17 protein-coding genes and 2 tRNA genes are annotated in these 9,276 nt (G+C 20.5%); 14 read left to right on the top strand and 5 right to left on the bottom strand.

Annotated features, from left to right (window positions below; genetic code table 11):
* A partial coding sequence (locus GJT96_RS01440; RefSeq protein WP_425591409.1) for a hypothetical protein occupies nucleotides 1–511 on the bottom strand: 511 nt, incomplete at its 3' end.
* A gap of 139 nt (nucleotides 512–650) precedes the next feature.
* Here GJT96_RS01440 and GJT96_RS01435 point away from each other — a divergent pair.
* Together GJT96_RS01435 and GJT96_RS01430 are read left to right on the top strand one after the other, a co-directional pair.
* Nucleotides 651–724, top strand: a tRNA-Ile gene (locus GJT96_RS01435).
* Between the two features lie 25 nt (nucleotides 725–749).
* Nucleotides 750–822, top strand: a tRNA-Ala gene (locus GJT96_RS01430).
* A 15-nt stretch (nucleotides 823–837) separates the two neighbouring features.
* Here the strand turns inward: GJT96_RS01430 and GJT96_RS01425 are convergent.
* Nucleotides 838–1,077: an oxidative damage protection protein gene (locus GJT96_RS01425; RefSeq protein WP_169780452.1), complete on the bottom strand. Its 240-nt coding sequence runs from the start codon at nucleotides 1,075–1,077 to the stop codon at nucleotides 838–840.
* A gap of 71 nt (nucleotides 1,078–1,148) precedes the next feature.
* Here GJT96_RS01425 and trmB point away from each other — a divergent pair, with 71 nt between their 5' ends.
* A complete protein-coding gene (gene trmB / locus GJT96_RS01420) occupies nucleotides 1,149–1,847 on the top strand; it encodes a tRNA (guanosine(46)-N7)-methyltransferase TrmB (RefSeq protein ID WP_169780451.1) in 699 nt (232 codons plus the stop codon).
* On the opposite strand, the gene hemW is transcribed toward trmB, so the two are convergent.
* Genes hemW through ruvX form a run of 3 tightly spaced genes read right to left on the bottom strand, consistent with a single transcriptional unit; the run spans nucleotide 1,840 to nucleotide 4,005 of the window.
* Nucleotides 1,840–2,988: a radical SAM family heme chaperone HemW gene (gene hemW, locus GJT96_RS01415; protein WP_169780450.1), complete on the bottom strand. Its 1,149-nt coding sequence runs from the start codon at nucleotides 2,986–2,988 to the stop codon at nucleotides 1,840–1,842. The genes trmB and hemW overlap by 8 nt on opposite strands.
* Before the next feature lie 3 nt (nucleotides 2,989–2,991).
* Entirely contained in the window at nucleotides 2,992–3,549 is a 558-nt protein-coding gene (locus GJT96_RS01410; RefSeq protein WP_169780449.1) for a YggT family protein, read from the bottom strand.
* 39 nt (nucleotides 3,550–3,588) lie between these two features.
* The gene (ruvX, locus tag GJT96_RS01405; RefSeq protein WP_169780448.1) at nucleotides 3,589–4,005 is read right to left on the bottom strand and encodes a Holliday junction resolvase RuvX; all 417 of its coding nucleotides are present in this window, start codon (nucleotides 4,003–4,005) and stop codon (nucleotides 3,589–3,591) included.
* 265 nt (nucleotides 4,006–4,270) lie between these two features.
* Between ruvX and rpsJ the strand changes: the two genes are divergently transcribed.
* The 11 genes from rpsJ to rpsQ all read left to right on the top strand — a co-directional run.
* Nucleotides 4,271–4,582, top strand: a complete 312-nt coding sequence (gene rpsJ, locus GJT96_RS01400) for a 30S ribosomal protein S10 (protein WP_169780447.1) — start codon at nucleotides 4,271–4,273, stop codon at nucleotides 4,580–4,582.
* A 57-nt stretch (nucleotides 4,583–4,639) separates the two neighbouring features.
* The gene (gene rplC / locus GJT96_RS01395; protein WP_169780446.1) at nucleotides 4,640–5,284 is read left to right on the top strand and encodes a 50S ribosomal protein L3; all 645 of its coding nucleotides are present in this window, start codon (nucleotides 4,640–4,642) and stop codon (nucleotides 5,282–5,284) included.
* A gap of 26 nt (nucleotides 5,285–5,310) precedes the next feature.
* Nucleotides 5,311–5,916 carry a 50S ribosomal protein L4 gene (gene rplD / locus GJT96_RS01390; protein WP_169780445.1) on the top strand — a complete coding sequence of 202 codons (606 nt, stop codon included), beginning with the start codon at nucleotides 5,311–5,313 and terminating at the stop codon, nucleotides 5,914–5,916.
* Nucleotides 5,913–6,218, top strand: a complete 306-nt coding sequence (rplW, locus tag GJT96_RS01385; RefSeq protein WP_169780444.1) for a 50S ribosomal protein L23 — start codon at nucleotides 5,913–5,915, stop codon at nucleotides 6,216–6,218. Before rplD ends, rplW begins: the two co-directional genes overlap by 4 nt.
* Nucleotides 6,219–6,235: 17 nt before the next feature.
* A complete protein-coding gene (gene rplB / locus GJT96_RS01380) occupies nucleotides 6,236–7,057 on the top strand; it encodes a 50S ribosomal protein L2 (RefSeq protein ID WP_169780443.1) in 822 nt (273 codons plus the stop codon).
* 20 nt (nucleotides 7,058–7,077) lie between these two features.
* Complete coding sequence (gene rpsS / locus GJT96_RS01375; protein WP_169780442.1) at nucleotides 7,078–7,365, top strand: 30S ribosomal protein S19; 288 nt, start codon at nucleotides 7,078–7,080, stop codon at nucleotides 7,363–7,365.
* Nucleotides 7,366–7,400: 35 nt separating this feature from the next.
* Complete coding sequence (rplV, locus tag GJT96_RS01370; RefSeq protein WP_169780441.1) at nucleotides 7,401–7,736, top strand: 50S ribosomal protein L22; 336 nt, start codon at nucleotides 7,401–7,403, stop codon at nucleotides 7,734–7,736.
* A gap of 16 nt (nucleotides 7,737–7,752) precedes the next feature.
* A complete protein-coding gene (gene rpsC, locus GJT96_RS01365) occupies nucleotides 7,753–8,463 on the top strand; it encodes a 30S ribosomal protein S3 (protein WP_169780440.1) in 711 nt (236 codons plus the stop codon).
* Nucleotides 8,464–8,480: 17 nt separating this feature from the next.
* A complete protein-coding gene (rplP, locus tag GJT96_RS01360) occupies nucleotides 8,481–8,882 on the top strand; it encodes a 50S ribosomal protein L16 (protein ID WP_169780439.1) in 402 nt (133 codons plus the stop codon).
* Between the two features lie 12 nt (nucleotides 8,883–8,894).
* Nucleotides 8,895–9,092, top strand: coding sequence for a 50S ribosomal protein L29 (gene rpmC, locus GJT96_RS01355; RefSeq protein ID WP_211080502.1), 198 nt, complete (start codon nucleotides 8,895–8,897; stop codon nucleotides 9,090–9,092).
* A 4-nt stretch (nucleotides 9,093–9,096) separates the two neighbouring features.
* Nucleotides 9,097–9,276: 30S ribosomal protein S17 (gene rpsQ, locus GJT96_RS02380; RefSeq protein WP_247646072.1), on the top strand; the 180-nt coding region annotated here is incomplete at its 3' end.

Raw genomic sequence — 9,276 nt, 5'->3', positions numbered from 1 at the left:
TATTTCTTTCTAAAGATTCCTGGTGTAAATTTTTTTGTAATTGATTTTGTAATAATTCTAATTTTTGATTTAAAGGACAAATAATATTTTTTATATTTTTACTATTATATTTATTAATTCTACTTTCACTTTTTTCTAAAATTTCATTAGCTAAATTTTTAAATTCTATATCTAAATAATTTTTATTATTAATAATTATTTTTTCTTTTTTATGAAAAAATATTATAGTATCACTTAACTTAACTTCTAATTCTTTAATTTTAATTTTAAGATTTAAAATTACTTCTGATTTATTTACAATTGTTTTGTTTAAATTTTTATTTTTAACTTTAAATTTTTGTAAATATTCTATTTGTTCAATTTTCTTTATTAATTTAAATTCTAATTTTTTATTTTCTTTTATTATTTTATTTAAATTTTTATTTTTTTTTTGATTTTTTTTATATAAAAAAAAGATTATCATAAATAAAAATAATATTAAAAAAAAAATATAACTTTGATAAAAAAACATTTTAGTTATTAACTCCTAAAAAAATTTTGTGTTAATTTTTTTAAATTAATGCTAATATTTTAGAGAAAAAATATATTTTAATTGACTTTTATTTATAAATATGAATTAATTATAATATATAATATATTTATTTATATACAGGCTTGTAGCTCAGCTGGTTAGAGCACACCCCTGATAAGGGTGAGGTCGGTGGTTCAAAGCCACTCAAGCCTAACATTATAAATATGACAAAACAAAAGGGGCTATAGCTCAGACGGTAGAGCATCTGCTTTGCACGCAGAGGGTCAGCGGTTCGATTCCGCTTAGCTCCATAAAAAAATTAAAAATTAGGATTTATTTAAAAATAAAAAATTAATCATTTCTTTTTTAAGAAAGGAAATATGTTTTTTATTTACCATGTTTAATTTTTTTTCATTAATAATTTTAGTTTGATGTATTATCCATTTTTTCCAAGCATTTTTTGATATGTTATTATATATAATATCTCCTATACTACCAGGATATACTTTTTTATTTAACTGTTCTAATTTATTTTTAAAATAAATACAAAAAATTTTTTTTGCCATAAATTTTTCTTTACATTTTAAATATCATCATATGATAATATATTAATTAATAATTAATACCTATATAAAATATGAATTTTTATATTAAGAGTTTTAGTTGTCGTTTTAGAAAATTAAAAAAATCTAAACAAATATTTTTTAATAAATATTTTAATTTTTTTAATATTAATTATAAAAATAAATTAATAAATTTTAATAAAATATTTAATAATCAATTACCAATAGTGATTGATATTGGTTTTGGTATAGATAATAATATTATTAATATTGTTATGAACAATATTAAATATAATTTTATTGGTATAGAAGTATATTTACCAGGAATCATTAAATGTTTAAAAAAAATTATTAAATATAAAATTAAAAATTTAAAATTAATTTATTATGATGTTTTTTTTGTATTAAAAAATATGATACCAAATTGTTCAATTAAAATAATTCAATTATTTTTTCCTGATCCATGGCCAAAAGTTAAGCATCAAAAAAGAAGATTATTAAAAAAAAATTTTCTAAAAATTATTTATTCTAAATTAACTGATAATGGTATATTATACATAGTTACTGATTGTAATAATTACAAAAAAGATATTATTTCTAATATAGAAGATTTAAATAAAAGCTGTTTTTTTTTTAAAAAATCTAATTGTTATAAAAACATATATGAAAATTTTGATTTAATCTCATTAAATACTAATTTTTTTAATAAAGCAAAAAAAGAAAATAAAATTATTTATCACATAGAATATAAAAAAATCAAATTATTTAAATAAATATTTCTAATAAATCATTTAAATATAAATGACCTTTATTTGTTATATACCAAAAATTATTATCTTCTTTTAAATAGTTTAATTTTAATGCTTTATTAATTAAATATGTAATGTTTATTATTTTTATACCTGTTAATTTTACGAATTCTTTTTTATAAATTTTTTTATATAATCTAAAGCGATTTAAAAAAAATTCAAATATTTTATCTTGATATAAAAGGGTATTTATAGAAAAAATAAAATTTCCATTTATATATTGTTTAATATTATTATTTTTAATAATTCTAATAATTTTATGATTAAATAAAGTAATTTTACTATGTGCATTACAACCAATACCTAAATAATTACCAAAATACCAATAATTTAAATTATGTTTACATCTATATTTATAATTTCTTATAAAAGAAGAAATTTCATATTGAAAATATTTATTTTTAAATAAAATTTTTTTTCCTTGTAAAAACATTTTCCAGAGAATATCATCATTTAATAAATTTTTTGGTTTATATTTTTCAAAAATAGTATTTTTTTCAATAGTAAGCTGATACCAAGAAATATGATTAGGTTTAAAAAAAATAGCTTTACATAAATCTTGATATGAATCGTTTAATGACTGTCCTGGTATACCATACATTATATCTATATTAATATTAGAAATATCGTTTTCTTTTAAAATGTAAATAGCATTAATAGCTTCTTCTGAAGAATGCAATCTACCTAAAATTTTTAAATTTTTATTATTAAAACTTTGTACTCCAATAGAAAAACGATTAATACCACTATTTATATAATTCAAAATTTTATTTTTAGAAATAGAACTTGGATTTATTTCAATAGTAATTTCAGCTAATTCAGATACATAAACTTTTTGTCTTATTTCTTTTAAAAGAAATGATATATATTTTTCATATATTAAACTAGGTGTACCTCCGCCAAAAAAAATACTTTGAACATAAATTTTTCTTTTAAAAAAAGATAAAGTATTTTCTAAATCTAATAATAAACTTTTTATATATTGAAACTGTATTTTTTTATTTTTTTTCATTAAAATTTTAGAAAAAAAATCGCAATAAGGACATTTTTTCAAACACCAAGGAATATGAATATATAAACTATAATTTTCATTAAAATTTATCATATTTTAAATTAAAAACCAAAATTGAGGAAATAAATTCATTAATAAATTATTTAATAAATATATTATTATATTGATAATAAACAAAAAAATATTTAAATAATAAATATTAGGACATATTTTTTTTATAAAAAAATAAATTTGATTTATAAATATTTCTAAAATTTCGTTAAGATTTGAAAATCTTAAATTAATATAATTTAATATTAAATATATAGTAATTATATAAAATAATAAAAAACCAGTAATTTTAAGTAGAGTCAATATACTAATAAATATATAAATAATTATACTATAATTAAATAAATTTCCATGTTGTAATAATATCAATATTGGATATTTAAAAAATAAAAAAAATAAAATTATCATCATGGATGATGTTTTATCATATGTTATAGGTAAAATTTTTTTAACATATTTTAAAAATATGTCTGTTAATGTTATAACAAATTTTATAAAAGTATTATAGTAATTATTTATAGAATAATAAATCCATAATCTTAATAAAAAAAATAATATTATAAATTCCATTAAATGTTTACATAAACATATAATTTTAACCATAAAAACCTCAAAAACACAAAATATATTTATAAATAAATTTTATTTATTATTCTCAAACCAACTTTGTAAAATAATAGATGCTGACAAAGAATTTATATCACTATTTTTTAATTTTTTCCATCCTCCTGTAGTAAATAAAATATTTTTAGCTTCAACTGTACTTAATCGTTCATCATGAAATTCAATATTATTAATATTAAATTTTTTTTTTATATGAAAAGCAAATTTTTTAACTAATATAGTAATATGTTGTTGACTACCATCCATTTGTAGTGGTAATCCAATTATAATTTTTTTTGGTTCCCACTGATTAAATAAATTACTAAATTTAATCCAATTAATAGCACCAGATTTTTTATTTTTAATTACTTTTAATGTATGTGCTATACGTATAAAACTTTGACCTACTGCAACACCTATATTTTTAGTTCCATAATCAAAAGCTAATAGTGTCATATTATTAATTCTTTCTATACGTTAGATGTATAAATTTTTATAGAAAATATTATATTGTATAATAATTAAATTTTAAATCATATTTAAATAAAATTTCATTTAAAATAGTTTTTTTTATTTTATAAATGAAAAATATTGCTTTATTTATACTTTATAAGTCATAATAATACAATTATTTATTTAATAAAATCACAATAATTTCTATTAGTATATATATTTCTTGTAGAAAATTATTTTAATTTTTAAAATAGGAGATTCTGGTCTAATGCAGAACCAAAGGATCCGTATTCGTCTTAAAGCTTTTGATCATCGTTTAATTGATCAATCAACAGCGGAAATCGTTGAAACTGCTAAACGTACTGGTGCTCAAGTTCGTGGTCCTATACCTTTACCTACTCGCAAAGAAAAATTTACAATATTGATTTCTCCTCATGTAGATAAAGATGCTAGAGATCAATATGAAATTCGCACTCATAAACGTTTAGTTGATATTATAAAACCAACAGAAAAAACTGTAGATGCATTAATGAGATTAGATTTAGCAGCTGGAGTTGATGTACAAATTAGTTTAGGTTAATAAAATATATTAAAATAATAAAATATATTAAAACAACAATATTGGAGTATATAATATATGATTGGATTAATAGGTAAAAAAATGGGTATGACTAGAATTTTTACTGAAAAAGGTACATCTATTCCAATAACTGTTATTCAATTTAAAAATATACGTGTAACTCAAATTAAAACTATTTTACATGATGGATATAATGCTATTCAAATGACTACAGGTTTTAAAAAAAATAATCATACTAATAAATCCGAAATAGGACATTTTTTAAAAGCAAAAACTGAAGCTGGCTCTATTTTATGGGAATATCGCATTCAAGATTATAATATAAATAAATTTCATGTAGGTCAAAAAATAAACATTGATATTTTTAAACAAATAGTTAAAGTAGATGTTACTGGTATATCTAAAGGAAAGGGATTTTCAGGTACTGTAAAAAGATGGAATTTTAAAACTCAAGATTCTAGTCATGGAAATTCTCTTTCACATAGAGCTCCTGGATCTATTGGTCAAAATCAAACTCCAGGTAAAGTATTTAAGGGAAAAAAAATGGCTGGCCAATTAGGTAATAAAAAAATTACTATACAAAATTTACATATTATAAAATTAGATTTTATTAAAAATTTATTACTTATAAAAGGAGCTACACCCGGTTATACCGGTAGTAATGTAATTGTAAAACCAGCAATAAAAAATTTTACTAAATAATAAAATATATTAATTTCAGGATTAAAATGGAAATTATAACAGAAGATACAAAAGAAAAAGTTATAGTTTCAAGTATTATTTTTAATAGGAATTATAACAAAACGTTAATACATCAAGTTGTAGAATCATATAGAACAATAGGTAGACAAGGTACTAAATCACAAAAAACAAAAGGAGAAGTTAAAGGATCTAATAAAAAACCATGGAAACAAAAAGGTACAGGAAAAGCGCGAGCAGGATCGGTAAAAAGTCCTATTTGGCGTTCTGGAGGTGTAACTTTTGCAGCTAAAAATAAAATTTATAATAAAAAAATTAATAAAAAAATGTTTCGTAATGCATTAAAAAGTATTTTTTCAAAATTAATTAAAGAAAACAGAATAATTTTAGTAAAAGAATTTATTATAAATGAACCAAAAACTAAAATTTTAGTTACAAAATTAAAAAAATATTTATCAAGAAAAATAATGATTATTACAACATTGATTAATCAAAATTTATTTTTAGCATCTCGTAATATATATAATATTAAAATTATAAATTCAATTAATATAAATCCTATTGATTTAATTAATTCTCATAAGACAATTATAACTGTAAATGCTATTAAACATATAGAAGAGATTTTAAAATGAATTTAAAAGAATCTGATTTTAAAATTATTAAAGGACCACATGCATCAGAAAAAGCTTCTTTTATTACAGAAAAATCAAATATAATAATTATTAAAGTTTTAAAAAAAGCAAATAAAATAGATATTAAAAAAGTAATACAAAAAATGTTTAATGTAAAAATAAAAAATATTAATACTTTAATTGTTAAAGGAAAAATTAAAAAAAATAAAAAATATATTTTTAAAAAAAAAAATTGGAAAAAAGCATATATAATGTTAGAAAAAAATCAAAAAATTAATTTTAATGTGAAAAATAATTTCTAAGGATTAAATTTAAACATATGATAATTAAAAAATATAAATCTACATCTCCTGGTAGACGACATATGATTAAAGTAGTTAATAATTTCTTATATAAAGGTAAACCATTTTACCCTAAATTAGAAAAAAAACATAAATCAGGTGGAAGAAATAATAATGGCAGAATTACAACTCGTCATATTGGTGGGGGACATAAAAAATTATATCGCATCATAGATTTTAAAAGAAATAAAGATAATATTCCAGCTATAGTAGAACGTATAGAATACGATCCAAACCGTTCTGCTAATATTGCTTTAATTAAATATAAAGATGGAGTAAGAACATATATTTTATCTCCAAAAAATTTAAAAATTGGTGATACAGTAGAATCAGGCAAAAATATTAATATTAAAATTGGTAATACTTTACCTATGGGAAATATTCCAGTTGGTTCTACATTACATAATGTAGAAATGAAACCTGGAAAGGGTGGACAAATAGCTAGAGCAGCTGGTACATATGTACAATTAATAGCAAAAGAAAAATCTTATATAATTTTAAGATTAAAATCTGGAGAAATTCGTAAAGTTAAATCTAATTGTCGAGCTACATTAGGTGAAATTAGTAATAATGAACATATGTTAAAATCTTTTGGAAAAGCTGGAGCAAAACGTTGGAAAGGAATAAGACCTACAGTTAGAGGAACTGCAATGAATCCAATAGATCATCCTCATGGGGGGGGAGAAGGTAAAAATTTTGGTAAACATCCTGTTACACCTTGGGGTATTAAAACAAAAGGTAAAAAAACCAGAAAAAATAAAAGAACAGAAAAATATATTATAAAACATCGCAATATTTAATATAAAAAAGGTAATAAATAATGTCTCGTTCATTAAAAAAAGGTCCTTTTATAGATCAGCATTTATTTAAAAAAATTGAAAAAGCAATAATAAATAAAGATAAAAAACCATTAAAAACATGGTCTAGACGTTCTACTATTTTTCCAAATATGATTGGATTAACTATAACTGTACATAATGGTCGTCAGCATATTCCAATATATATTACTAATGAAATGGTTGGCCATAAATTAGGAGAATTTTCTCCGACAAGAACGTATAGAGGACATACGGCTGATAAAAAAATAAAAAAAACTTTAAAAAAATAAAATACATATTTTATTCATAAAATGAGTATAAAAAAATGGAAATTTTGTCAAAATATAAATATGCTCCCTCTTCTGCACAAAAATTAAGAATTATAGCTAATCTTATTAGAAATGAAAAAATATCTAAAGCTTTAGATATTTTAAATTTTTCAAATAAAAAATCTGCTGTTTTAATAAAAAAAACATTAAATTCAGCTATATCTAATGCTGAACATAATTATGGATTAGATATAGATGATTTATTTATAAAAAAAATATATATAGATTTAGGTACAAACATGAAACGTATTATTCCTAGAGCTAAAGGTCGTTCAGATAAAATTTTAAAATACACAAGTCATATTACTATTGTTTTAACAAATAATCTATAATTGGAGAAAAATATAAATGGGTCAAAAAACACATCCTAATGGTTTAAGATTAGGAATAACAAAAATATGGAATTCTATTTGGTTTGCTAATAAAAGAAATTATGCTAATTATTTATATAATGATTTTCAAGTAAGAAAATTTTTAAAAAAAAAATTAGTAAAAGCATCTGTTTCTAAAATCATAATAGAAAGACCATCTAAAAGTATCAGAGTAAATATTTATACAGCACGTCCTGGAATAGTTATAGGAAAAAAAGGAGAAGATGTAGAAAAACTTAGAAAAATGATATCTAAAATTACAAAAGTACCTGCACAAGTAAATATAACAGAAGTTAGAAAACCAGAACTTGAAGCAAAACTAGTAGCTGATATTATATCTGCACAATTAGAAAAAAGAGTTATGTTTCGAAGAGTAATGAAAAGAGCAGTACAAAATTCTATGAGATTAGGTGCAAAAGGTGTAAAAGTAGAAATTAGTGGTCGTTTAGGAGGAACAGAAATTGCACGTACAGAATGGTATAGAGAAGGTAGAGTTCCATTACATACTTTAAGAGCAGATATTGATTTTAGTTTATCAGAAGCACATACTACTTATGGTATAATAGGGGTAAAAGTTTGGATTTTTAAAGGAGAAATATTAAAAAATAATTTTAAAAAAAAAATAACTCTTACAAAAAGTATTACACATCATACTTATAAAATACAAAAAAACAAAGGAAGAAAATAAAAAAGGAGATTAATATAATGTTACAACCAAAAAATACAAAATTTAGGAAAATGCAAAAAGGAAGAAATCGCGGAGTTGTCATAGGTATGAATATACATTTTGGTATTTATGCTTTAAAAGCTATAAAAAGAGGAAGAATTACATCTAAACAAATAGAATCAGCAAGAAGAGCTATTAGTCATTCTATGAAAAGACAGGGAAAAATATGGATTAGAATTTTCCCAGATAAACCTATTACAAAAAAACCTTTAGAAGTTAGAATGGGAAAAGGTAAAGGTAATGTTGAATATTGGGTAGCTTTAGTTCAACCAGGAAGAATTTTATATGAAATTGATGGTATTTCAGAAGAAATTGCTCGTAAAGCTTTAAAATTAGGTGCAGCAAAATTATCTGTTCAAACAATTTTTTTAAAAAAATAAAATGTATACTATATGAAAATGAGTTATTTGTTAAAACAAAAAAATAAAGAATTAGAAAAAGAATTATTAAGTTTATCTAGAGAACAATTTAATTTAAAAATTCAGTTAGCATCAAAAAGTTTAAAAAATACCCATTTATTAAAAAAATCAAAAAAAAATATTGCAAGAATAAAATTAATTTTATCACAAAGAAAAAAAAAAGGATTATAAATCTATGCACAAAAAAGTAAAAACCTTAAAAGGTAAAGTTGTGAGTAATAAAATGCAAAAATCTATTGTTGTTCATATCAATAGATTAATAAAACATCCTATATATGGTAAATATATCAATCGAACCACAAAATTACATGTACATGATGAAAAAAATATATGTAATATTGGAGACTTAGTAGAG

Origin of the sequence: Enterobacteriaceae endosymbiont of Donacia piscatrix (assembly GCF_012569525.1) — a bacterium.
In the GTDB taxonomy this organism is placed as follows: domain Bacteria; phylum Pseudomonadota; class Gammaproteobacteria; order Enterobacterales; family Enterobacteriaceae.
Note: the sequence above shows the minus strand (reverse complement) of the source record. Positions and strands in the feature narration are given on the sequence as shown.

Coding starts and splice junctions, on each gene's coding strand:
- GJT96_RS01425 (WP_169780452.1), bottom strand. CDS start 1,077: ATGGCAAAAAAAATTTTTTGTATTTATTTTAAAAATAAATTAGAACAG.
- trmB (WP_169780451.1), top strand. CDS start 1,149: ATGAATTTTTATATTAAGAGTTTTAGTTGTCGTTTTAGAAAATTAAAA.
- hemW (WP_169780450.1), bottom strand. CDS start 2,988: ATGATAAATTTTAATGAAAATTATAGTTTATATATTCATATTCCTTGG.
- GJT96_RS01410 (WP_169780449.1), bottom strand. CDS start 3,549: ATGGTTAAAATTATATGTTTATGTAAACATTTAATGGAATTTATAATA.
- ruvX (WP_169780448.1), bottom strand. CDS start 4,005: ATGACACTATTAGCTTTTGATTATGGAACTAAAAATATAGGTGTTGCA.
- rpsJ (WP_169780447.1), top strand. CDS start 4,271: ATGCAGAACCAAAGGATCCGTATTCGTCTTAAAGCTTTTGATCATCGT.
- rplC (WP_169780446.1), top strand. CDS start 4,640: ATGATTGGATTAATAGGTAAAAAAATGGGTATGACTAGAATTTTTACT.
- rplD (WP_169780445.1), top strand. CDS start 5,311: ATGGAAATTATAACAGAAGATACAAAAGAAAAAGTTATAGTTTCAAGT.
- rplW (WP_169780444.1), top strand. CDS start 5,913: ATGAATTTAAAAGAATCTGATTTTAAAATTATTAAAGGACCACATGCA.
- rplB (WP_169780443.1), top strand. CDS start 6,236: ATGATAATTAAAAAATATAAATCTACATCTCCTGGTAGACGACATATG.
- rpsS (WP_169780442.1), top strand. CDS start 7,078: ATGTCTCGTTCATTAAAAAAAGGTCCTTTTATAGATCAGCATTTATTT.
- rplV (WP_169780441.1), top strand. CDS start 7,401: ATGGAAATTTTGTCAAAATATAAATATGCTCCCTCTTCTGCACAAAAA.
- rpsC (WP_169780440.1), top strand. CDS start 7,753: ATGGGTCAAAAAACACATCCTAATGGTTTAAGATTAGGAATAACAAAA.
- rplP (WP_169780439.1), top strand. CDS start 8,481: ATGTTACAACCAAAAAATACAAAATTTAGGAAAATGCAAAAAGGAAGA.
- rpmC (WP_211080502.1), top strand. CDS start 8,895: ATGAAAATGAGTTATTTGTTAAAACAAAAAAATAAAGAATTAGAAAAA.